Source organism: Pseudomonas sp. S3_G06, assembly GCF_054667565.1.
The window spans coordinates 5,398,858-5,421,393 of sequence record NZ_CP162738.1; the positions used below are offsets into that span (position 1 = coordinate 5,398,858).

The 22,536-nt window shown below is 61.2% G+C and carries 21 protein-coding genes; 12 read left to right on the forward strand and 9 right to left on the reverse strand.

The window, feature by feature from the left end; genetic code table 11:
• The 4 genes from AB4N47_RS24075 (at window position 1) to AB4N47_RS24090 (ending at window position 3,786) form a co-directional block, all read left to right on the forward strand.
• A complete protein-coding gene (locus AB4N47_RS24075) occupies window positions 1–1,143 on the forward strand; it encodes a uroporphyrinogen-III C-methyltransferase (protein ID WP_341638296.1) in 1,143 nt (380 codons plus the stop codon).
• Window positions 1,140–2,378 carry a heme biosynthesis protein HemY gene (locus tag AB4N47_RS24080; protein ID WP_076564516.1) on the forward strand — a complete coding sequence of 413 codons (1,239 nt, stop codon included), beginning with the start codon at window positions 1,140–1,142 and terminating at the stop codon, window positions 2,376–2,378. Before AB4N47_RS24075 ends, AB4N47_RS24080 begins: the two co-directional genes overlap by 4 nt.
• Before the next feature lie 216 nt (window positions 2,379–2,594).
• A complete protein-coding gene (locus AB4N47_RS24085) occupies window positions 2,595–3,146 on the forward strand; it encodes a disulfide bond formation protein B (RefSeq protein ID WP_016772601.1) in 552 nt (183 codons plus the stop codon).
• Between the two features lie 181 nt (window positions 3,147–3,327).
• Window positions 3,328–3,786, forward strand: a complete 459-nt coding sequence (locus AB4N47_RS24090; RefSeq protein WP_016772602.1) for an Rsd/AlgQ family anti-sigma factor — start codon at window positions 3,328–3,330, stop codon at window positions 3,784–3,786.
• Window positions 3,787–3,844: 58 nt separating this feature from the next.
• On the opposite strand, the gene AB4N47_RS24095 is transcribed toward AB4N47_RS24090, so the two are convergent.
• Window positions 3,845–4,510, reverse strand: coding sequence for an FKBP-type peptidyl-prolyl cis-trans isomerase (locus tag AB4N47_RS24095; RefSeq protein WP_341638159.1), 666 nt, complete (start codon window positions 4,508–4,510; stop codon window positions 3,845–3,847).
• Between the two features lie 192 nt (window positions 4,511–4,702).
• Between AB4N47_RS24095 and AB4N47_RS24100 the strand changes: the two genes are divergently transcribed.
• A complete protein-coding gene (locus AB4N47_RS24100; RefSeq protein WP_341638158.1) occupies window positions 4,703–5,893 on the forward strand; it encodes an AlgP family protein in 1,191 nt (396 codons plus the stop codon).
• On the opposite strand, the gene AB4N47_RS24105 is transcribed toward AB4N47_RS24100, so the two are convergent.
• Window positions 5,890–6,351 carry a TIGR02444 family protein gene (locus AB4N47_RS24105; protein WP_341638157.1) on the reverse strand — a complete coding sequence of 154 codons (462 nt, stop codon included), beginning with the start codon at window positions 6,349–6,351 and terminating at the stop codon, window positions 5,890–5,892. The genes AB4N47_RS24100 and AB4N47_RS24105 overlap by 4 nt on opposite strands.
• Window positions 6,352–6,401: 50 nt before the next feature.
• Here AB4N47_RS24105 and AB4N47_RS24110 point away from each other — a divergent pair, with 50 nt between their 5' ends.
• The 3 genes from AB4N47_RS24110 to AB4N47_RS24120 all read left to right on the forward strand — a co-directional run bounded on the left by AB4N47_RS24110 (window position 6,402) and on the right by AB4N47_RS24120 (window position 9,672).
• On the forward strand, window positions 6,402–8,312 hold the full coding sequence (locus AB4N47_RS24110) for an ATP-binding cassette domain-containing protein (RefSeq protein WP_460154363.1): 1,911 nt from the start codon (window positions 6,402–6,404) through the stop codon (window positions 8,310–8,312).
• Window positions 8,312–8,893 (forward strand): mechanosensitive ion channel family protein, encoded by a 582-nt coding sequence (locus AB4N47_RS24115; RefSeq protein ID WP_130889081.1) that lies wholly within the window; start codon window positions 8,312–8,314, stop codon window positions 8,891–8,893. Before AB4N47_RS24110 ends, AB4N47_RS24115 begins: the two co-directional genes overlap by 1 nt.
• Before the next feature lie 146 nt (window positions 8,894–9,039).
• Window positions 9,040–9,672, forward strand: coding sequence for a LysE family transporter (locus tag AB4N47_RS24120; protein WP_460154364.1), 633 nt, complete (start codon window positions 9,040–9,042; stop codon window positions 9,670–9,672).
• A gap of 171 nt (window positions 9,673–9,843) precedes the next feature.
• Here the strand turns inward: AB4N47_RS24120 and AB4N47_RS24125 are convergent, their stop codons facing one another.
• The 5 genes from AB4N47_RS24125 to AB4N47_RS24145 all read right to left on the reverse strand — a co-directional run bounded on the left by AB4N47_RS24125 (window position 9,844) and on the right by AB4N47_RS24145 (window position 14,610).
• A complete protein-coding gene (locus tag AB4N47_RS24125) occupies window positions 9,844–10,587 on the reverse strand; it encodes a penicillin-binding protein activator LpoB (protein ID WP_341638154.1) in 744 nt (247 codons plus the stop codon).
• A gap of 3 nt (window positions 10,588–10,590) precedes the next feature.
• Window positions 10,591–11,178, reverse strand: a complete 588-nt coding sequence (gene lpoB, locus AB4N47_RS24130; RefSeq protein ID WP_186530889.1) for a penicillin-binding protein activator LpoB — start codon at window positions 11,176–11,178, stop codon at window positions 10,591–10,593.
• Between the two features lie 36 nt (window positions 11,179–11,214).
• Window positions 11,215–11,586, reverse strand: a complete 372-nt coding sequence (locus AB4N47_RS24135) for a YcfL family protein (RefSeq protein ID WP_016772611.1) — start codon at window positions 11,584–11,586, stop codon at window positions 11,215–11,217.
• Window positions 11,587–11,602: 16 nt separating this feature from the next.
• On the reverse strand, window positions 11,603–12,997 hold the full coding sequence (locus tag AB4N47_RS24140; RefSeq protein ID WP_341638152.1) for a COG3014 family protein: 1,395 nt from the start codon (window positions 12,995–12,997) through the stop codon (window positions 11,603–11,605).
• A 206-nt stretch (window positions 12,998–13,203) separates the two neighbouring features.
• Complete coding sequence (locus AB4N47_RS24145) at window positions 13,204–14,610, reverse strand: COG3014 family protein (RefSeq protein ID WP_341638151.1); 1,407 nt, start codon at window positions 14,608–14,610, stop codon at window positions 13,204–13,206.
• A gap of 251 nt (window positions 14,611–14,861) precedes the next feature.
• Here AB4N47_RS24145 and AB4N47_RS24150 point away from each other — a divergent pair, with 251 nt between their 5' ends.
• Window positions 14,862–16,760 (forward strand): FTR1 family protein, encoded by a 1,899-nt coding sequence (locus AB4N47_RS24150; protein WP_460154365.1) that lies wholly within the window; start codon window positions 14,862–14,864, stop codon window positions 16,758–16,760.
• A gap of 102 nt (window positions 16,761–16,862) precedes the next feature.
• On the forward strand, window positions 16,863–17,318 hold the full coding sequence (locus AB4N47_RS24155) for a YaiI/YqxD family protein (protein WP_186569443.1): 456 nt from the start codon (window positions 16,863–16,865) through the stop codon (window positions 17,316–17,318).
• 104 nt (window positions 17,319–17,422) lie between these two features.
• Here the strand turns inward: AB4N47_RS24155 and elbB are convergent, their stop codons facing one another.
• Entirely contained in the window at window positions 17,423–18,091 is a 669-nt protein-coding gene (gene elbB, locus AB4N47_RS24160) for an isoprenoid biosynthesis glyoxalase ElbB (RefSeq protein ID WP_016772616.1), read from the reverse strand.
• Between the two features lie 167 nt (window positions 18,092–18,258).
• Window positions 18,259–18,918, reverse strand: coding sequence for a DedA family protein (locus tag AB4N47_RS24165; RefSeq protein WP_056791681.1), 660 nt, complete (start codon window positions 18,916–18,918; stop codon window positions 18,259–18,261).
• A 207-nt stretch (window positions 18,919–19,125) separates the two neighbouring features.
• On the opposite strand from AB4N47_RS24165, the gene hemB reads away from it, so the two are divergent.
• Both hemB and ppk1 read left to right on the forward strand, forming a co-directional pair.
• A complete protein-coding gene (gene hemB / locus AB4N47_RS24170; RefSeq protein ID WP_341638149.1) occupies window positions 19,126–20,139 on the forward strand; it encodes a porphobilinogen synthase in 1,014 nt (337 codons plus the stop codon).
• An 18-nt stretch (window positions 20,140–20,157) separates the two neighbouring features.
• The gene (gene ppk1, locus AB4N47_RS24175; RefSeq protein ID WP_016772619.1) at window positions 20,158–22,383 is read left to right on the forward strand and encodes a polyphosphate kinase 1; all 2,226 of its coding nucleotides are present in this window, start codon (window positions 20,158–20,160) and stop codon (window positions 22,381–22,383) included.
• Window positions 22,384–22,536: the final 153 nt, after the last annotated feature.

Sequence of the window (22,536 nt, forward strand, 5' to 3'; positions counted from 1 at the left end):
GTGAGCGAAACAGCCTTGCCAAAAGATGACGTCCAGCCTGCGCTTGATGCCCAGGTTGAAACTCCACCACCGGCCAAAGAGCCGCGCCGAGGCAATGGACTGGCGATTGTCGCCTTGCTGCTCGGTGCCGCCGGTGTCGCCATCGGCGGCTGGGGTGTCTGGCAGGTGCGCCACCTGCAGAGCAACACGCAGCAACAGTCGAGTCAGGTGCAGGCGTTGAACGATCAGGCGCAGAGTCTGAAGCTCAACGAACAGCGTCTGACCGAGCGCCTGGCGCAGTTACCCGGTGCTGACGAGCTAGCCGAGCGCCAGCGTCTGGTCACGCAACTGCAGGGCGATCAACAGCGCCTCAATCAACGTCTGGAAACCGTCCTAGGCGCCAGCCGCAAGGACTGGCGTCTGGCCGAGGCCGAACACTTGCTGCGTCTGGCCAGCCTGCGCCTTTCAGCGTTGCAGGACATCAGCAGCGCCCAGGCACTGGTGCAGGGCGCCGATGAAATTCTCCGTGAACAGAACGATCCGGGCTCCTTCGCCGCGCGCGAGCAAGTGGCGAAAACCCTGGTCGCCTTGCGCAGCACCGAACAGCCGGATCGCACCGGGCTGTTCCTGCGTCTCGGCGCGCTGCGCGATCAGGTCATCGACCTCACTGAGCTGGCGCCGGAGTACAAGGATCGCGGCGAGTCACTGCTGGGCCTGACCAGCGATGGCGATGGCGCCAGTCGCTGGGCACAGTGGTGGGACAAGGTATCGCGCTATATCCGCATCGACTTCAACGCTGACAAGAACGTCAAACCGCTGCTGGCCGGACAGAGCCTGAGCCAGGTGCGCCTGGCTCTGAGCCTGGCGCTGGAGCAGGCGCAGTGGGCCGCGCTCAACGGTCAGGCGGCTGTGTACACCCAGGCGCTGGCCGAGGCGCGCGATGTGCTCAAGGGCAATTTCAATCCGGACAACCCGCAAAGCAAAGTCATGCTGGAGCAGGTCGCCGAGCTGAGCAAGGAACCGGTCACCGTCAAGACGCCGGATCTGGCCGGCACCTTGAGTGCGGTGCAGGGATATCTGGAGCGACGTAACGTCAATGCCGAGGAATCGGTGAAACCGTTCGCCAAGCCTGCCGCCAATGCTGCGCAGGAGGCGACCCCATGAAGCGCCTCTATGTAATCGTGTTTCTGGTCATCGCCGCGACGGCAGCGCTGGGCCTGGCGATTGCCGAGCATTCCGGTTACGTGCTGGTGGCGTACAAGAGCTTCCGCTACGAATCGAGCCTGTGGGCGACACTGGCGGTGATCGCGGTGCTGTGGCTGCTGTTCTGGGGCATCAAGGTGCTGGTCGAGCTGGTGATGACCTCCACCGGCGTGGTCAATCCGTGGTCGCGACGCAATCGCAGCCGCCGCGTACAAGTGGCGATCGAACACGGACAACTGGATCTGGCTGAAGGTCGCTGGGCCAGCGCGCAGCGGCATTTGACCCGCGCGGCGGAAGCCGAGCGCCAGCCATTGCTTTACTACCTCGGCGCCGCCCGTGCGGCGAACGAGCAAGGTCAGTACGAAGAAAGTGATCGTTTGCTCGAACGTGCGCTGGAGCGTCAGCCGCAAGCCGAATTGGCGATCGCCCTGAGTCACGCACAGTTGCAGACCGATCGTGGCGACACCGACGGTGCGCTGGTGACCTTGCAGGCAATGCATGAACGGCATCCGCGCAGCGCGCAGACATTGCGTCAATTGCAACGTCTGCATCAGCAGCGTGGCGAATGGCCGGCGGTGATTCGTCTGCTCCCGGAGCTGCGCAAGGACAAGGTCCTGCCGCCGGCCGAACTGGCTGAACTCGAGCGCCGCGCCTGGGGTGAAAACCTGTCCTTGGCAGCGCATCGCGAAGAAGATGGTACGGTGGGTCTGCAATCGCTCAAGCGGGCGTGGGAACAGCTGACTTCGGCGCAGCGTCAGGAAGCACCCTTGGTACTGGCCTATGCCGAGCAATTGCGCCAGCTTGGTGCTCAGGTCGAGGCCGAAGAGGTCCTGCGAACAGCGCTCAAGCGCAAGTACGACAGCCATCTGGCGCGGCTCTATGGTCTGGTTCGTGGCAGTGATCCTGCGCGTCAGTTGCAGATTGCCGAAGGCTGGCTCAAGGAGCATCCGGCCGATCCGAGCCTGCTGCTGACCCTTGGACGCTTGTGTCTGCAAACCAGCCTGTGGGGCAAGGCTCGCGACTATCTGGAAAGCAGTTTGCGCGTGCAGCGCAATCCGGAGACCTGTGCGGAGTTGGCCCGTCTGCTTGCACAGCTTGGCGATACCGAGCGCAGCAATCAGTTGTTCCAGGAAGGTCTGGGGCTGCTGGATGAACGTCTGCTCGCGGCGCCTTTGCCGGTTGCGGCGAAGGTATGAATGGCGAGGGAGTTTGCTCCCTCGCGAACTTCGATGACCGAAAATTCCCCTTCTTCGCGCTCTGGAGACAAAGTCCTACAGAGCGCTTCACCGTTTCCTATCGAGCCTGTCGGGTTTTCCCTACACCTGCGGTGAACTGTCGGCAGGCCCTTGCCTTGAAAGGCTGACACGCTTTCCTCTACCGTAACCGTCGGTCTCTACTGTTACGGAAAAGCCATGTCGTTGGCCTGCTCACGCTCCTTGTTCTTCATGGCTTTCATTGCGGGGGCCTTTGCTCTGGGAGCTTCCTATTACCTCGAATACGCGGTCGGACTGACGCCTTGCAGTCTGTGCCTGGTGCAGCGATTGTTCCTCACATTGCTGTGCATCGGCTGCGGCGTGGCGGCGGTGCATGGCCCTCGGCGCGTTGGCTTATGGTGGTACTGGCTGTTTGCACTCGGCGCCAGTCTGGGTGGAACCACCGCTGCGTGGCGGCAGGTGTTGATCCAGAGTGACTCGATGCTGCAACTGGTCAAATGCTCGCCAACCGTGGAGTCACTGTTCAGCGACCTGCCGTGGATCTGCGCCTTGCAACGGATGTTCAACGGCGGCGCCGATTGTGCGGACATCTCCTGGACACTGTTCGATTTGAGCATCCCGGAATGGAGCCTGCTGTTTTTTGTCGGCGTGTCGATCCTTGCGGTTTATCAGTTGTTGCGTCTGATCTGGAGCGCTCTGCAACGACCGGTCAGCGACGAAGCGTCGCACCACCTGCTGGTCAGGGATTAAACACTTGTATGAACTTTATCTCCTGCGTACCTTGAAGCCATAGGCGTGCGGGCATAATCTGGCCGGCACGTGTCATTGGATTTATGTTGCTCGATGACGCTCTGCCCGATCGTCCACCAGTCAAATCAGAACAGGGGCGCGGGTGTAGAGCAGCATGACCCACAAGGGAAGAGAGATCGCCATGCTCGAAAGTTGTCAGAATGCTCAGGAACGTTGGGGTGGGGTTCATCTGCTGATCGACCGCTGGTTGCAGGAGCGTGAAGAGCTGATCGGCGCCTACGACAAGCTCGGTGCGCAGCCTGAGTCGCTGTCCGAGAGCCGCAAGCCTTTGCAGGAATTCTGCGGCGTGCTGGTCGATTACGTATCGGCGGGGCACTTCGAAATCTATGAACAGCTGACTGGCGAAGCCAAGGCGTTCAACGACAAGCGCGGTCTGGAACTCGCCGAGACCATATACCCGCGCATCGACGTCATTACCGAGAAGCTGCTCGCGTTCAACGACCTGTGCGATGAAGGCAAATGCGTTGCGGAGAAATTCAAGGAATTGGGCGGCTTGCTGCATGAGCGCTTCGAACTTGAAGACTGCCTGATCGAAGTGCTGCACACGGCACACAAGGCAGAAGATCCGGTTCAGGCCTGATCCACGTCCTTCATGAAAAAACGGTGCGCCCGAAAGCGCACCGTTTTTTTATGCCTGATCAGCTCGTCGCGCCACGCAATTCCACTTCGAAAACCAGAGGCGTGAACGGCGCGATCAGGTCGCCGGCACCGTCGGCGCCATAGGCTTGATCCGATGGAATCACCAGCCGCCATTTCGCCCCCACCGGCATGTTCTGCAAGGCGGTGCGCCAACCGGCGATCACGCTGTCGAGGTTGAACCATTGCGGCTGGGTGTTCTGATCGAACACGGTGCCATCCGGCAGCTTGCCGACATACAGCACCTGCACTTTGCCGTCCGGGCCGGCCTTGGCGCCAGTGCCCGGAACCAGTTCAGTCAGGAGGATGCCATCGGCCAGTTCCTTCACCCCCGGTTTGGCTTTTTCCGCACTGAGAAAGCGTTGCTCGTTTTCCATTGCCGCGTCGCTCGATTGCCGTGATGCCTGCTCGGCATTGCGCGATTCGTGGTCGGCCAGAATCTGTTCAATACGCGCTTCACTCAGCGCCAGCGGCTTGCCCTGATACGCCTGTTGCAGACCTTCGATCAGCGCCTGGATCTGCAACTGCGGCACCTCTTGGCGCAGCCGTTCGCCGAGGCTGGCACCGAGGCTGTAAGCCAGATCATGAGCATCGTTCGGCGTGTTTTTTTCATCGGCATACGCCGTCGAAAAAAACACGCAGAGGGACAAAATAAAGTAGCGCGACATGGGCACTCTCCGACCTGGGATGCGGGGGATTATGCCAGTGCAAACGTCTGCATCGGTGAACTGCTTTTTCCCGCGCGCAGAACATTTCGGCTTCGGTGCAACGCAACGGAGCAGATACTGTCAACATGCCCTAGCGGCGGTATCAGCAGAGGTCTAGTATGAGCCGCACTCACGTCAGCCAGGAGGTAAACCATGTCGGCCACCAAGAAGCCTGTAAATACTCCGTTGCACTTACTCCAACAGTTGTCGGGCAGCCTGCTCGAGCATTTGGAAAACGCTTGCTCGCAAGCCTTGGCTGATGCTGAAAAACTGCTCGCCAAGCTGGAAAAACAGCGTGGCAAGGCGCAGGAAAAACTGCACAAATCGCGCACCAAATTGCAGGACGCCGCCACCGCCGGCAAAGCCAAGGCGCAGAACAAGGCCAAGTCTGCCGTGAAAGAACTCGAAGACTTGCTCGACGCTTTGAAAGATCGTCAGTCCGAAACCCGCAGCTACATTCTGCAGCTCAAGCGCGATGCCCAGGAAAGCCTGAAACTGGCCCAGGGTGTTGGCCGCGTGCAGGAAGCAGTGGGCAAAGTTCTGTCGTCGCGCTCGGCCAAACCCGCAGCAGCACCAGCGAAGAAAGCTGCTGCCAAGCCTGCTGCAAGCAAAGCCCCGGCGAAGACCGCTGCAGCGAAACCTGCTGTTGCGAAAACCGCCGCCAAACCAGCGGCCAAGGCGCCAGTGAAAGCGGCTGCCAAACCAGCGGCGAAAACTGCAGCGAAGAAGCCGGCGGCGAGCGCGGCAAAATCGGCGGCTAAAACCACCGCAGCCAAACCTGCTGCAGCCAAGCCAGCAGTGAAAGCCACCCCTGCCAAAGCCGCTGCAAAACCGGCCGCGAGCAAAGCTGCACCGGCGAAAACCGCAGCCGCCAGACCTGCTGCCAAAGCAGCAGCGAAACCAGCAGCAAAACCTGCTGCCAAGACTGCCGCTGCGAAGCCTGCTGCCAAGACTGCGGCCAAGCCGGCCGCCGCCAAACCTGCTGCGAAAGTGGCGGTAAAACCGGCTGCCAAACCAGCCGCAACATCGGCAGCAAAACCTGCGGCAAAAACCGCTGCGAAACCGGCCGCCAAGCCAGCTGCGAAACCCGCTGCTGCAAAGCCTGCGACCGCTGCTGCAAAACCGGCCGCCAAGCCAGCCGCAAAACCAGCGGTGAAAAAGCCTGCAGCTGCCAAGCCAGCCGCGACCAAACCGGCTACCGCTCCAGCAGCCAAGCCTGCCACTGCCTCCCCGGCTGCTCCAGCTGCGTCGGCACCGTCGTCCGCCAATCACTCGACCCCTTCGACTGCGCCAGCGCCAGCCGCTTCGTCGAACGTCAGCAGCACCCCGACCAGCGCTTCCTAAGTGCCGGTTGCCGCGACGCGCAGCACTTGCAGCGCGTCGCGGTTCAGGCTGGCGGCATTGCCGGCCAGGTCTTCCAGCCAGGTCACCGAACCTGCATCGTTGCGCGTCCACTCCTGCGCCACACCTTCGAGCCGTGACAGCAAGGTGCGCTCAGCTTCAAGCTCCAGTGATTTGATCTGCTCGCGCATGCCGGCCACCACTGCATCGTTGACGGCCCGCGCTTTCCATTGCAGGCGCAGGGTTCGCAGCGGCTGCACCACTTCGATATCCCATGGCGCGGTGAGAGCCTTGAGCAGGCGTACACGCGGTTCATCGCAGGTCACCGCGCGCTGCTCCAGCCACAAACCGCAGAGCAGCAGGCAGACATTGGCGCCCGCCGTTTGCAATTGCAGGCAGGCATCTTCCACGCCCGGCCGGGCGTAGACATCAAGGGCAAAGCTCCACAGGTCAGAGGACATCGTGCTACTCGCGCCAGTTGTGAGCGAAGCTGGTAGACTCCGCCGCCATTATGATCCGACTTCAGAACCTGACTTTACAGCGTGGCCCGCAACGTCTGCTAGAAGACGCCGAGCTGACCCTGCACGCCGGCCACAAAGCCGGCCTCATCGGCGCCAACGGTGCCGGCAAATCCAGCCTGTTCGCCCTGCTGCGCGGCGAGTTGCACCCGGACTCGGGCGACTGCCTGCTGCCGGCCGACTGGCGTATCGCGCATATGCGCCAGGAGGTCGACACTCTCGAGCGCCTGGCGGTCGATTATGTGCTCGATGGCGACCTGCGTCTGCGCGAGGTGCAACGCGAGCTTGCCGCCGCCGAGGAGGCCCACGACGGCACCGCACTGGCGCGCCTGCACGCTGAACTCGACAGCGCCGACGGCTACACCGCCGATGCGCGGGCGCGCAAGCTGCTCGCCGGCCTGGGTTTCACCAATGAGCAGATGGACCGTCAGGTAGGCGATTTCTCCGGTGGCTGGCGGATGCGTCTGAATCTGGCGCAGGCACTGATGTGTCCGTCGGATCTGCTGCTGCTCGACGAACCGACCAACCACTTGGATCTCGACGCGATCATCTGGCTCGAAGAGTGGCTGAAGAGTTATCCGGGCACCTTGCTGCTGATTTCCCACGACCGGGATTTCCTCGACGAAGTGGTCGATCACGTCGCCCATGTCGATCAGCGCAAACTGACCCTCTACCGGGGTGGCTACACCGCGTTTGAGCGCGCCCGCGCCGAGCGTCTGGCCCAGCAGCAACAAGCCTACGAGAAGCAGCAGGCGCAGCGTGCACACATGGAAAGCTACATCGCCCGCTTCAAGGCGCAAGCGACCAAGGCCCGTCAGGCGCAGAGCCGGATCAAGGCGCTGGAGCGCATGGAAGAATTGTCGGCGGTCCACGTCGATTCGCCGTTCGACTTCGTCTTCCGCGAGTCGACCAAGATCTCCAGTCCGCTGATCGACCTGTCCGATGCGCGCCTGGGTTATGGCGACAAGACCATCCTCGAGAAGGTCAAGCTGCAACTGACCCCGGGTGCGCGGATCGGTCTGCTTGGGCCGAACGGCGCGGGTAAATCGACGCTGATCAAGAACCTCGCCGGCGAGCTCGAACCGCTGGCCGGGCGCCTGACCCGTGGCGAAAACACCGTGGTCGGCTACTTCGCTCAGCATCAGCTCGACTCGCTGGATTCCAAGGCCAGCCCGTTGCTGCATTTGCAGCGTCTGGCGCCGGGTGAGCGCGAGCAGACCCTGCGCGACTTCCTCGGCGGCTTCGACTTCCGGGGCGCACGCATCGATGAGCCGGTGCTGAATTTCTCCGGTGGCGAGAAGGCCCGTCTGGCCCTCGCGCTGATCGCCTGGGAGCGGCCGAACCTGTTGCTGCTCGACGAACCGACCAACCACCTCGACCTGGAAATGCGTCTGGCGCTGACCATGGCCCTGCAGGAATTCAGCGGTGCGGTGCTGGTGGTTTCTCACGATCGGCACTTGCTCAAGAGCACCACCGACAACTTCTATCTGGTCGCCGACGGCAAGGTCGAAGAGTTCGACGGCGATCTCGAAGACTACGCACGCTGGCTGGTGGAATACCGTCAGCGCAATGCGCCGGTCAGCAACACGCCGGTCAACCCGGACAAGACCGATAAGAAAGCTCAGCGCCAAGCGGCTGCAGCGTTGCGTCAGCAACTGGCGCCGCACAAGCGCGAGGCGGACAAGCTCGAAGCCGAACTGGGCAAGCTGCACGAGAAACTGGCCAAGGTCGATGCCAGCCTGGGTGACAGCGATATCTACGAGCCGGCGCGCAAGAATGAATTGCGTGATCTGCTCGCCGAACAGGCGAAATTGAAGGTGCGTGAAGCCGAGCTGGAAGAGGCCTGGATGGAAGCGCTGGAAACCCTGGAAAGCATGCAGGCGGAGCTGGAGGCGTTGTCCTGATGGAAGCCTTCAAGCTGCCTTTCTCGGCGGTGTGGGTCGAACCGTTGTGGTTCACCGCGCAGATTCTGCTGATTCTGCTGGCCGGTTACCTGACCCAGCGTTTCGTTGCCAAAGGCCTCACTCGCCTCGGTGAGCGCTATCCGTTCCCACCGCAGTTGCTGATGCCGCTGCGTGGCGTGTTGCGCTGGTTGATCATGGGCAGCGCGCTGCTCTTCGTGCTCGAGCGCCTCGGCGTTTCGGCCACGGTGCTGTGGACGGCGCTGTCGGGATTTGTCGCGGTGGCGGCGGTGGCGTTCTTCGCCATGTGGAGCGTGCTGTCGAACCTGCTCTGCGCCATTCTGATCTTCACCGTCGGGCCGTTCCGCCTCGGCGACGTGGTCGAACTGGTCGACACCACCGACAAGCCTGGCGTCAAAGGCCGGGTGATCGCGATCAATCTGCTCTATACCACGCTGGTCGAGGCCGAAGAACTCGGCACCGGCAGCGCCATGGTGCAGGTGCCGAACAGCCTGTTCTTCCAGCGTTCGGTGCGGCGTTGGCGCGGGACCGATGTGTTGCCGTCGAGCGGGTTCGAGAAGTAGATTTTTCAGGAAGATCGCAGTCTTCGGCAGCTCCTACATTTGGAATACGATCCCTGTAGGAGCTGCCGAAGGCTGCGATCTTTTGCTTTTAGCCCCAAACAGCATTAGTTTTGACGACTTGTCACAAGCATCAGCCGAGGTGTGCGATGGAGCTTCAAACATGGCTGGCATTTTTTGCCGCCTGCTGGGTGATCAGCCTGTCCCCGGGCGCGGGCGCCATCGCGTCGATGTCCAGCGGTTTGCAATACGGATTCTGGCGCGGTTATTGGAACGCGCTGGGCCTGCAGATCGGGCTGGCGGTGCAGATCGGGATTGTCGGCGCGGGTGTTGGCGCTGTGCTCACTGCTTCGGCCACGGCATTCCATGCGATCAAATGGTTCGGCGTTGCCTATCTGGTTTATCTGGCGATCAAGCAATGGCGGGCGCTGCCCATGAACATGAGTGATGACGCCGCGGTACGGCCGATCGGCAAGCCGCTGGCCCTGGTGTTTCGCGGCTTTCTGGTGAACATCAGCAACCCCAAGGCGTTGGTGTTCATGCTCGCGGTGTTGCCGCAGTTCATCAATCCCCATGCGCCGCTGCTGATTCAGTATCTGGTGATCGGCGTGACCATGGTGTTCGTCGACCTGATTGTCATGGCCGGTTACACCGGACTGGCGTCGAAGGTGCTGCGCCTGTTGCGCACGCCCAAGCAGCAGAAACGCATGAACCGCACCTTTGCCGGGTTATTCATTGGCGCGGCGGCATTCATGGCGACGTTGCGCAAAGCGGCGGCGTAAAACGCTCGGGCACAAAAAAGGGCGACCTCAAGAGGTCGCCTTTTTCATTTCTACCGAGACATCGGGGCAAGCGAGCTTTTCTTGAATCAATAGCGAGGGCCGCTTCGCGACCCAACGGGGATAAATCCCCTCGCCACAGAGCCCTTCGCCACAAAAGTCCTCAGATCCGGCTCAGCGTAAAATCACCGGCGCCGTATCACGCGGCAGATTGTTGCGCTGCGGCGCTTCACGCGGCTGCTCATAACCGTCACCACCGAGCTGCATGCTCAGCTGCCCGGCCACGTCTTCGCCCAGGGCCTTGGACACCTCACGCACCACCCGCGGACGGTTCAGCGAGATCTTGATGTCGCGATGGTTCACCAGTTTGGTGTCCTGCGCTTCGCCCATCGCCGTGAAGGCCGAGGTGATCTCGTAGGTCTTGGTGTTGATCAGGCTGAAATCCGCCACCAGCGTCAGGCCCAGCGCCGCCGAGTAGCTGTCGGTGTGCGCCAGCTCGTTGATGTCCTGGGTGAAGTCGATATCGGACACAGTGCCGAACAGCACGTAGTCGGCGCCTTTGAAGTTGCCGGCCTTGATGCGCTTGATCACGTCATACACATCGCCTTTGGATGAGGCGGTATACGGCGTGCCCTGCACCAGCTGGAACATGCCGGTACGCAGGATTTCACCCTTGATGTCGCCGGTGAATTTGCGCAACTCGCCCTGTTCGATGTAGCTGGTGGTCGCTTCGATCTCGTTGTAGCTCGAAGAACCGCTGGCGCTGTAGTAACTCTCGCGGTGATTGCTCTGTGCCGAAACGATGTGAATGTATTGCTCCACGCGCTCCTGATACGCCAGATCCGTCACCGCCACTTTCGGGCCCGCCTGCGCGCTGAACGCGCAAGCCAGGGCCATCATGCCAATCCATGTGCGCATCGATTAACGCTCCGTGGTTTTGCGGATCTCTTTTTCGTCCATCCACTCGGCCAGACCGCTTTCGACGTCGATCAACTGCAGGCTGAATTTGTAGAAGACGTCCTTGTAGTCGCTGCTGCGCTTGACGATCGAGCTGATCGAGCCTTCGATGCGGTACTTGGCGGCAACCATGTTGCCGGTCTTGGCCACGGTGCTTTTCTTGTACAGGCCGCTCTGGTTTTGCAGCTTGAGCTGGTCAACCTGGCTCTGCATCGCATTGTTGTCGCTGGCGAAGCGCGCAACACCGGTCTTCATCAACTGAGTCTTGATGCTGGTGGTGATTTCGCGGGTGTCGATGTACTCGCTGGTCTTGTTCTTCACATCGTAGACCTGAACCACCGGACGACCCTGCAGAATGCCGGACTGGGCCAGCGAGCGGGTCATCGACTCGGCGATCATTTGCAGGTCGGTCGAACCGAATTCGTTGGTCACGGTTTCAACCGCTTTGGTGTCGCCGTAGCTGATGTTCTTGCTGCCCAGGGTCGGCGAGGTGTTGGCGCAACCGGTGGCGAGCAGGGCGATGACGGCGATGCAGGAAAAGCGTGCAAACATGAGAAAGCTCTCTCAATCAGAAATAGGGTGGCGGGTTTACGGCGTCTTGATTTCCAGACGGAAATCCACGGCTTTCGGGGTTGGCGCGATGGCCTGAATGAAGCTGGTCTGGGCGCCGTACATCATCTGGCTTTTCCACACTTCTTCTTCGGCAACCGGGAAACCTTCGGCGCCAAGCCAGGCGAAGCGGTAGTAGAAAATCTTGTTGCTGTTGAGGGTGTTGCTCAACTGCACGTTGACGGTCATGAAGCCGTTTTCACGAGCCACGCGCATGGCGCCGACGACGATGTGTTTCTGCGGGCCCATGGCCACGACTTTGCTCGCGGCGCTGCCCGGCTCCGGCGGTGGCGGGGTGGCGCAGCCTGCCAGCAAGGCGAGGGCGGCGACGGCGATGATCTTCAAGCGCATTGCAAAGACTCCGTTCTTAAGGTTGTTTGAGGCTGGCGACGTTGGTCGCGGCAGCGCTCGGCATTACGTGAGCAGCGATGCCGCCAGCGAATACCTGGTTGCCCACGGCACGCAGGCTGATCACTTGGTAGCGCTGGTCGACAGTGACCTTGACCACCGAGCCGCCGACGGCGCTCGGCAGGGTAACCTGATGCTCACCTTTTTTCAGGCGCAGACGCACCACTTGGGTGTTGTCCGGCAGGGTGCGCCATGTACGGGTATCGGCACCTTCAAGCACCGCTGAAGAAATACCCACGGCGAGACCGGCCAGCGGGTTGGTTTCGTTGATCTTCTTTTGCGCCACACCTTTGGTGATCGCGCGCACGGTGGTGCGCACGATGATCCCCGGCATGTCATCGCGCAGAGCGCGGCGGGACATGGCGGTGGTGCTGTTCAGCGCGGTCAGGTCGACCTGCTTGCCGTCGACGCCGATCTGCGCGAAAGGCGCGGTGGAGGTGTCCGGTTTGATGATCGGGAACGACAGCGGAGTGATCACCACGTTGTTGGAAATCGGCAGCGGCAGCGGCACGCGAATCGAGTCGCGGGCCGGGGCCAGACCGCTCTGCACGACGATGAGAATGTCGCTGTCATCGGATTTGGAAGGCTTGTCGAGATTGACCAGCGCCTGCTCGAGCAGCGGCGTGTTCGGACGCAGTTCGGCAGCCTTGCGATAACCCGGCGCGGCCAGATCCTTTTCGCCCAAAGCTTCGTAAACGTAACCGGCCAGGTAATGGCTGAACGCACTCTGGTAGCTGTTCTTCAGGCCGACCACTTCCGGCGCGTCGAGACTGGCCACCGGATAACCCTGCAAATCCTTGTACTGGGTCTTGATGCCTTCTTTCTCGGCCTCTTCTTCGCTCTTGAGGTATTCCTTGTCGCGCAGGTCGGCGATCACCGCTTCGCGTTCGTGGGTCTTTTTGATCGCCGTGCGGGCGCCATCGAAATCGTTGACGGCCAACAGGTTCAGGGCCATCTGCGTGGTCAGCATGACTTTCTCGTAGTCATAGCCTTCGTAGCGACGCACCTTGTCGTTGACGATAAAGCTGCCGAACTGTGCCAGGTACTTGGCCGAGTCGAGCTTGACCGCGTCTTCCCACTGACCGACCACCTGATCGGCACTGCCCCAGGCGTTCTGGCTGCCTGACAGGTCGCCCTTGGCGCGCAGCAGTTCACCTTTCTCGAAGTAATAGAGCAGGTCTTTGTCGGTACCGGTGTTGTTCTTTTCCAGCAGGGTCAGCGCGGCGTCGACGTTGCCGGAAGCCAGTTGCTGATTGGTCTGGGCCAGTTCGGAATCGTAGTTGCGAAACGCTGCGCAGCCGGACAACAGCGTGACGGCGCTGAGCGCGAGCAGCATGGGAGCGCGGAATGCCATGGGTACTTCTTCCCTGAGTAACAAAACTTGCAGCCGCGTGTGCTGGTCGGGCTGGTGTGACCTATCGACGGCGGCGCTGGCCTCCTGCCAATTCCTCATGGGTGAGGAGCTTTTGATGCCGGCTCGCTGGGCGAGGGCGCGGCATTATAAACGTGGGATGATGGCTATGTAATAGCTTTTTGGGTGCATTTTCAGATGCTGTGCCATCACTTCTCCGCAGCAGCGGGTTTATCCGACGCGGGTTTTTGATTCGGTACAAAAGCTGATCCGACGGTATAGACCTGATCCCGGAATACCCGCAGGTGCAGAATCTGGCGGTCCTGGTCGACGCGCATTTCAAAAGGGTGGTCGATGGACGCAGGCGCAAAACGGAAGGTATGCAGGCCTTTCTTCAAGCGCAGGCGGGCGACCAGCGTCTTGTCCGGCAACGCTCGCCATGTGCGGGTGTCGGCTTCTTCGAACGGATCATGCTGAGTGACGATCAACGAGGCTTTCGCCGGGTTGCGCTCGTTTTCCTGCGCTTGACCGATGGCGGCCATGTTGGCGCGGAACATCGCCCGCGAGATGATTTGCGGCATGTCGTCGCGCAGTGTGCGCATGGACATGTCAGTCACGCTGTTGATCACTACCAACGGCTGTTTGCGACCGTCTACGGTGATACTGCTGAAGTTGGGCGTAACTGCGTCCGGCACCATCACCGGAAATGAAATGGGCGCGATGATGACCAGCGTTTCGTTCAGACGAACCGGGATCGGCACTTGCACTGAGCTGCGAGCCGGAGCCAGGCCACTCTGGATAATCAGCAACACATCGCTTTCATCGGCTTTCGCTGGCGGTTTGTCGAGATTGCTCAGGGCCTTTTGCAGCAAGGGCATGTCCGGCCGCAGTTCGATCGCCTGATGATAACCGGCCGCCGCGAGGGCGCGTTCGCCGAGGGCTTCATAGGTGAATCCGGCCAGATAGTGGCTGAACGCACTTTGGTAGCCGTTTTTCAGCTCAACGACCTGCGGCGCATCAAGCAAGGCGACCGGGTAGCCTTCCAGTTCTTTGTAATGGAGAATCTTGCCCTGAGCTTTCGCCTGTTCCTCGGCCGCTTCGTATTGCTTTTCACGCTGGCGGGCGATCAATGCTTCGCGTTCGTGGGTTTTCCTGATGTCTGCGCGGGCGCCGGCAAAGTCATTGACGGATAGCTGGTTCAAGGCCATTTGCGTAGTCAACATGACCTTTTCGTAATCGTAGCCTTCATAGCGCCGCAGCTTGTCGTTGACCAGCATCGTGCCCATTTCATCACCGAACCGCGCCAGTAATTTCATCGCGCCGGACGGGTTGGCTTCCTCGCGCTGGAAGATCATCCGGTCGGCATTGCGCCAGGCGTCCTGGCTGTCGGGCAGGGCACTGCCAGCGCTGAGGATCGCGCCTTTTTCCAGGTAATACAGCAGATCCTTGTCTTCCCACGGGTTGTTCATTTCCACCAGTGCCAGAGCCCCGGTCAGATTGCCCCGGGTCATTTGCTCGGTGGTCTGCTGCATTTCAAGATCGTAGTTGCGATAGGCGGCACAACCGCTCAACTGAACAGCAACGCAAAGCAGCAAAACGAACGGAAGACTCCGCATTGAGGTTGATTCCTTGCGCGCAAATGCTCTGGGGCGGGCAGTATAAGGTGGATGGTGGCAAATGGCTGCGATCTTGATCGAACGTGTCGAGGCTCAATCGGCAGCGGGTAGTGCGGCAATACTCGACGACAAACGCTGCTGCCGTCTGCCGGGTATTTCCTGCCAATCAAAGCGAAACGCCGACAAAGCTTGAGAGAAATGTCTTCGAAGTGAACAATATGTAACTTCGCATTTCCATTTGAGATTCGTTCATGACTGCCTCGTCCCGATTGCTGGCCTGGCTGCTGTTCCCGTTATTGTCCCTGAGCAGCCTGCCGCTGCTGGCCGATACCGTGGAAGGCGCGCCGCAAGCGTTGCACCTGCTCGATTACATCAGTGCTGATTACCCGCCAACGGTCGCGGCAGGCAAAGTCATCGACGATGGCGAATACCGCGAGCAGCTGGAATTCACCCAGGTTCTGCAAGGCTTAATCACTGCATTGCCAGCCAAACCGGAAAAAGCCGCGCTGGAACAGGGCGTCGAATCTTTGCACGCCGCCATCAGTGCGAAGCAGGACGGTGCCGATGTCGCCCGTCAGGCGCGACAGCTGGGGGCGAAACTGGCGGTGGCTTATGAAGTCAGCCAGGCACCGATCATCACCCCGGACCCGACACGCGGTGCGCCGTTGTATGCGCAGAACTGCTCGGTGTGCCACGGCGACACTGGCGCTGGCGACGGCCCGGCCGGTGTCGGTCTGACCCCTGCGCCAGCCAACCTGCGCGACGCTGCGCGCATGGATCACCTGAGCCTGTACGCGATCTACAGCACCCTCGGCCAAGGCGTCGAGGGCACCGATATGCCGGCATTTGCCGATCAGCTCGATGATCGCCAGCGCTGGGATCTGGCCACCTACATCGCCGGCTTCAGTGCCGATGCGGCAGCGGCCAAGTCCGCCAAGGTCTACAACATCGCCGATCTGGCCCGCCAGACCCCGGCCGAAGTGCAGGCTGCCGAGGGCGCAGAGATCGCGGCGACATTCCGTGCCCAGCGCGCGCAACCGCCGCAGGTCAAACGTGGTCCGGCACAGTTGCTTGATTACACTGCCGCCACGCTGGACAAGAGCCTCGCGGCCTACCGCGCCGGGGAACATGATCAGGCCTATGACCTGTCGGTAGCGGCGTATCTGGAAGGCTTCGAACTGGTGGAAAGCTCGCTGGATAACGTCGATGCCAACGTGCGCAAGGACACCGAAAAATCCTTGATGGCGTATCGGCAGTCGCTGCAGGACGGCCTGCCCGTCGAGCAGGCCGAGCAGCGTCTGGACGCGGCCAAGGCCAAGCTCAAGGAATCCGCCGGCCTGTTGGGCAGCGATGGCTTGAGCTGGTCGCTGAGCTACATCTCCGGCCTGCTGATCCTGCTGCGTGAAGGCCTGGAAGCGATTCTGGTGCTGGCGGCGATCCTCGCCTTCTTGCGCAACACCGGTCAGCAGTCAGCGGTGCGCAGTGTCAACGTTGGCTGGGGCCTGGCGTTGCTGGCGGGCTTGGGCACCTGGGCACTGGCCGCGTACGTCATCGACGTCAGCGGTTCGCAGCGTGAGTTGCTGGAAGGCGCCACCGCGCTGTTTGCCAGCGTCATGGTGTTGTGGCTCGGCGTGTGGATGCATGACCGCCGTCACGCGGCGGCCTGGCAGGATTACATCAAGAGCAGCCTGGTCGGCGGCGGTGGTCGTTTCGGTTTTGCGATCCTGGCGTTCTTCTCGGTCTATCGCGAATTGTTCGAGGTGATTCTGTTCTACGAAACCCTGTGGCTGCAGGCCGGGCCTGCCGGGCACAACGCCGTGTTGGCCGGCGGTGCGACGGCGCTGGTGCTGCTGGTCGGTCTGGCGTGGGTGATCCTGCGCGGCTCGGCAAAACTGCCGCTGACGCTGTTCTTCAGCATCAACGCCGCGCTGTTGTGCGCGTTGTCGGTGGTATTTGCCGGGCATGGTGTGAAGGCCTTGCAGGAAGCCGGGATCTTCGGCACACGGCCGGTGGCGTTCTTTGAATTCGACTGGCTGGGGATCCATGCCGATGCCTATTCGCTGACCGCGCAGGTGGTGGCGATTGTGGCGATTGCTGTGCTGTATGGGCGCAGTTGGGTGGCGGAGAAGCGTCGGGTTTCGGCTGCATAAAGGCATTCGCTGCGCTCATATTCGCGAGCAGGCCCGCTCCCACAGGTTCGGTATGTATCCTTTGGGGGCGAGCCTGCTCGCGAATTTTTTGGAGGCAAGAACATGCGTGTATGGATCGATGCCGACGCCTGTCCACGGGCGGCGAAGGATCTGGTGGTGAAGTTCGCGTTAAAGCGCCAGTTCGAAGTGGTGCTGGTGGCCGGGCAGCCGCAGGTCAAGCCGGGGCTGGCGATCGTCAAATTGATTGTGGTGCCGAGCGGGCCGGATGCGGCAGATGATTATCTGGTCGAGCATGCGGTGCCGGGCGAACTGGTGATCTGCAGCGATATTCCGCTGGCCGATCGGCTGGTGAAGAAGGGCGTGGCGGCGCTGGATCCGCGCGGCAAGGAGTTCGATGCGCAGAACATGGGCGAACGCCTGGCGGTGCGTAATCTGTTCACCGATCTCAGAGAGCAGGGCCAGATGAGCGGCGGGCCGGCGCCGTTTGGCGAGCGTGAAAAGCAGGCGTTTGCCAATGCGCTGGACCGGATCCTGACCCGACTCACCCGCAAGCCCTGAAAAGATCGCAGCCTGCGGCAGCTCCTACCGGGGCGGTGTATGCCGCAATATCACGGCGCGACACGGAACCTGTAGGAGCTGCCGAAGGCTGCGATCTTTTGATTTCAAGCGTCGTTTTCGTGAGTCAGTTCGAGCACGCGGTCGACCAGTTTGTTGATTCCCGAAGCCGCTTCACTGATGGTCTGCGCCAGCATGTACGCCGGGGTGGTGACCAGTTTGCGCGCCTTGTCTTCGACGATTTCGGTCACCGCGCACTCTTCGTGGGTGGCGCCCATCTTGTTCATGGCCGCAGCGGTGTCGGCGTCGTTGCCGATGGTGCAGGTCACGCCCGGGCCATAGATTTTTGCTGCCAGCGCCGGGGAGATGCAGATCAGCCCGACCGGCTTGCCCGCTTCGGCAAATGCTTCGGCCAGGGCCAGCACTTCGGGTTGCACGGTGCAGCCGGCGCCTTCGATGGCGAAGTTCGACAGGTTCTTCGCCGCGCCGAAACCGCCGGGCACGATCAGCGCATCGAAGTCTTCGACGTCGGCGTCGCGGATATCCTTGACGTTGCCCCGGGCAATCCGCGCCGATTCCACCAGTACGTTGCGCGATTCCGGCATTTCTTCGCCGGTCAGGTGATTGATCACATGCAATTGCGCGATGTTCGGCGCGAAGCACTGCACCTGCGCGCCGCGCTGGTCGAGGCGCAGCAGGGTGATGACACTTTCCTGGATTTCGGCGCCGTCGTACACGCCACTGCCGGACAGGATCACTGCAACTTTTTTGCTCATGGGCTTCTCTCCAGATTCATGGCGCTCAATGTCCCTCAAATCGTCGCGCGTGGCCATAGGGGCATGGCTGACGCGCGCGGGGGCAGAGCGCTCTCTCAATGGATCGCAACGGCGGCGGGGTGTTCATTATTTGCCTGGGCTGCGCGTGGCAGCCGCCAGCGAATGGCTTATTCGGCTGGCGTTTTCGGTCCGGCAGGAGGGGTCGCTTCGGCCTGGCGCAACTGCTCTGCCTCGGCGGCCTTGGCGAGCTGCTCGTCCTGATAGATTTTCTTCGCCAGTTGCGCATTCTTGAAGCGGCGCCGCAGCCACAGGCCCAGCCCGAGGATCAGCAAGGCACCGAGTACCCACAGCTCGTACTTCTTGATGCTGCCAAGCATGCCTTCCAGCACTGCGCCGAAGTGGTAAGCCGCCGCAGCCAGTGCGGTGGCCCAGATCGCCGCGCCGATGCCGTTGAGCAGCAAGTAACGCCCCGGTGGATAACCGGACAGGCCGATCGCCACCGGCATCACGGTGCGCAGGCCATAAACGAAGCGGAAGCTCAGGACCCAGATGTCCGGATGTTTGCGGATGTGCTCCAGCGCACGGTCGCCCATCATCTGCCAGCGCGGTTTGCGCGCAAGCAATTTGCGCCCGTGCTTGCGCCCCAGGAAGTACCACAGCTGATCGCCGGCATAACTGCCGAAGAATGCCACGACCACCACCAGGTTGATGTCCATGTATCCACGGAACGCAAGGAAGCCTGCGAGCACCAGAATGGTTTCGCCTTCGAAGAACGTACCGAGAAACAAGGCAAAGTAGCCAAAGTCGTGCAGAAATTGTTGGAGCATTGTCTGGGTGCTGGCGAAATGAACGCGCAGCCTAACCCTTCGGGCACATTCATGAAAGTGTCCAAATGTGTCTCGACGTGAACATTTCCTACATCGACAATGGATTGCGGCTACCTGTCACAGAGCACACATAACTGTCATCTGTTGGTCATAATGGCCGTCTATAACTGTCACGCTCGCCCGTTTGCCCGGGCTCAGGAGTCTGCCGTGAGCTTTACCCCCGCCAATCGTCTGTTCCCTGCCACTCGTCTGCGCCGCAATCGTCGTGATGATTTTTCGCGGCGCCTAGTGCGTGAAAACGTATTGACGGTCGATGATCTGATTCTGCCGGTGTTCGTGCTCGACGGTGAAAACCGCCGCGAAGCCGTGGCCTCGATGCCGGGCGTCGAGCGACTGACCATTGATCTGCTGCTTGAAGAAGCGGCGAAATGGGTCGAGCTGGGCATTCCGGCGCTGGCGCTGTTCCCGGTCACCCCGCCTGAGCTGAAATCCCTCGATGCCGCCGAAGCCTGGAATCCCGCAGGCATCGCCCAGCGCGCCACTCGCGCCCTGCGCGAGCGTTTCCCGGAGCTGGGCGTGATCACTGACGTCGCGCTGGACCCGTTCACCACCCACGGTCAGGACGGCATTCTCGACGAAGACGGCTACGTGCAGAACGACATCACTGTCGATGCGCTGGTGCGTCAGGCGCTGTCCCACGCCGAAGCCGGCGCGCAGGTGGTGGCGCCGTCGGACATGATGGACGGCCGCATCCAGGCGATTCGTGAGGCGCTGGAAATTGCCGGCCACGTCAACGTGCGCATCATGGCCTATTCGGCCAAATACGCCAGCGCCTATTACGGCCCGTTCCGCGATGCGGTGGGGTCGGCGTCGAATCTCGGCAAGGCCAACAAAGCCTCGTATCAGATGGACCCGGCCAATAGCGACGAAGCGCTGCACGAAGTCGGTGCCGACTTGTCCGAAGGCGCGGACATGGTCATGGTCAAACCGGGCATGCCCTATCTGGACATTCTTTTTCGGGTCAAAGATGCCTTCAAGGTGCCGACCTTCGTCTATCAGGTCAGTGGCGAATACGCCATGCACATGGCCGCTATCCAGAATGGCTGGTTGAGCGAAGCGGTGATCCTCGAGTCACTGACCGCCTTTAAACGTGCCGGTGCAGATGGCATCCTGACTTACTTTGCCGTTCGTGCCGCTCAATTGTTACGAGAGCAGAAATAGCCCTCCCAGGAACATTCCATGAATACCGAAGGACTCACTGAAGTTGCCGTAAAAGAAGCTCAGCCGGTGGTCGAGCAAATCACCGAAACCCCGCCGGAACTGGAGCCTGCGCCACCCGCGCCGGTCGCCGAAACCGCTGTGGCGGTGCCGGCGATCGCCATTCCCGGCCTGGATGACAGCAGCCTGTACATCCACCGCGAGCTTTCGCAATTACAGTTCAACATCCGCGTGCTGGAACAGGCGCTGGACGAGTCCTACCCGTTGCTGGAGCGGCTGAAGTTCCTGCTGATCTTCTCCAGCAACCTCGACGAATTCTTCGAGATCCGCGTCGCCGGGCTGAAAAAGCAGATCACCTTCGCCCGCGAACAGGCCGGCGCTGACGGCTTGCAGCCGCATCAGGCGCTGGCGCGGATCAGCGAGCTGGTCCACGGTCACGTCGACCGCCAGTACGCGATCCTTAACGATATTCTGCTGCCCGAGCTGGAAAAGCATCAGGTGCGCTTCATCCGTCGGCGCAACTGGACGACCAAGCTCAAGACCTGGGTCCGCCGCTATTTCCGCGACGAGATCGCGCCGATCATCACTCCGATCGGCCTCGACCCGACGCACCCGTTCCCGCTGCTGGTGAACAAGAGCCTGAACTTCATCGTCGAGCTCGAAGGCATCGACGCCTTCGGGCGCGACTCCGGTCTGGCGATCATCCCCGCGCCGCGCCTGCTGCCACGGATCATCAAGGTCCCGGAAGAAGTCGGCGGTGCCGGCGACAACTATGTGTTCCTGTCGTCGATGATCCACGCCCACGCCGATGACCTGTTCCAGGGCATGAAGGTGAAAGGCTGCTACCAGTTCCGTCTGACCCGAAACGCCGACCTGGCGCTCGATTCCGAAGACGTCGAAGACCTCGCCCGCGCCCTGCGTGGCGAGTTGTTCTCGCGGCGCTACGGTGACGCGGTGCGTCTGGAAGTTGCCGACACCTGCCCTAAACACCTCTCGGACTACCTGCTCAAGCAGTTCAACCTGAGCGAGACCGAGCTGTATCAGGTCAACGGCCCGGTCAACCTGACGCGCCTGTTCAGCATCACCGGTCTGGACAGCCATCCGGAGCTGCAATACACGCCGTTCACCCCGCAGATCCCGAAACTGCTGCAGAACAGCGAAAACATCTTCAGCGTGGTCAGCAAGCAGGACATCCTCTTGCTGCACCCGTTCGAGTCGTTCACTCCGGTGGTCGACCTGTTGCGTCAGGCGGCGAAAGACCCGCACGTTCTCGCCGTTCGCCAGACCCTGTACCGCTCCGGCGCCAACTCCGAGATCGTCGATGCGCTGGTGGATGCCGCGCGTAACGGCAAGGAAGTCACGGCGGTGATCGAGCTGCGCGCGCGCTTTGACGAAGAATCCAACCTGCAACTGGCCAGCCGTCTGCAAGCGGCGGGTGCGGTGGTGATCTACGGCGTGGTCGGCTTCAAGACCCACGCCAAGATGATGCTGATCCTGCGCCGCGAGGCTGGCGAAATCGTCCGTTACGCGCACCTCGGTACCGGCAACTATCACGCCGGCAACGCCAAGCTCTACACCGACTACAGCCTGCTGACCTCCGACGATGCCTTGTGCGAAGACGTCGGCAAACTGTTCAGCCAGTTGATCGGCATGGGCAAGACGCTGCGCATGAAAAAGCTGCTGCATGCGCCGTTCACCCTGAAGAAGGGCATGCTCGACATGATTGCCCGCGAAACCCAGTTCGCCCTTGAAGGCAAACCGGCGCACATCATCGCCAAGTTCAACTCGCTGACCGATCCGAAGATCATCCGCGCGCTGTACAAAGCCAGCCAGTCGGGCGTGCGCATCGATCTGGTGGTGCGCGGCATGTGCTGCCTGCGTCCGGGCATCGCCGGGGTCTCGCACAACATTCATGTGCGCTCGATCATTGGCCGCTTCCTCGAACACACGCGGGTGTTCTACTTCCTCAACGGCGGCGACGAGCAGATGTTCCTCTCCAGCGCCGACTGGATGGAGCGCAACCTCGACAAGCGCGTCGAGACCTGCTTCCCGGTGGAAGGCAAGAAGCTGCTGACCCGCGTCAAGAAAGAGCTGGAGCTGTACCTGACCGACAACACCCACAGCTGGAGCCTGCAGTCGGACGGCCGCTACATCCGCAACACACCCACCGGCAACCAGAACCCGCGCAGTGCCCAGGCGACGTTGCTGGAGCGGTTGGGCAGCCCGATACTGCCTGTCAGCAGTTGACCGTCAGCCCAATAAAAAAGGCGATCCCTCGGGATCGCCTTTTTTCTACCTACACTGATACCGACCTGTGGCGAGGGGATTTATCCCCGTTGGGCGCGAAGCGACCCCTTGAGTCAAAATCGGGCCTGCTGCGCAGGCCAGCGGGGATAAATC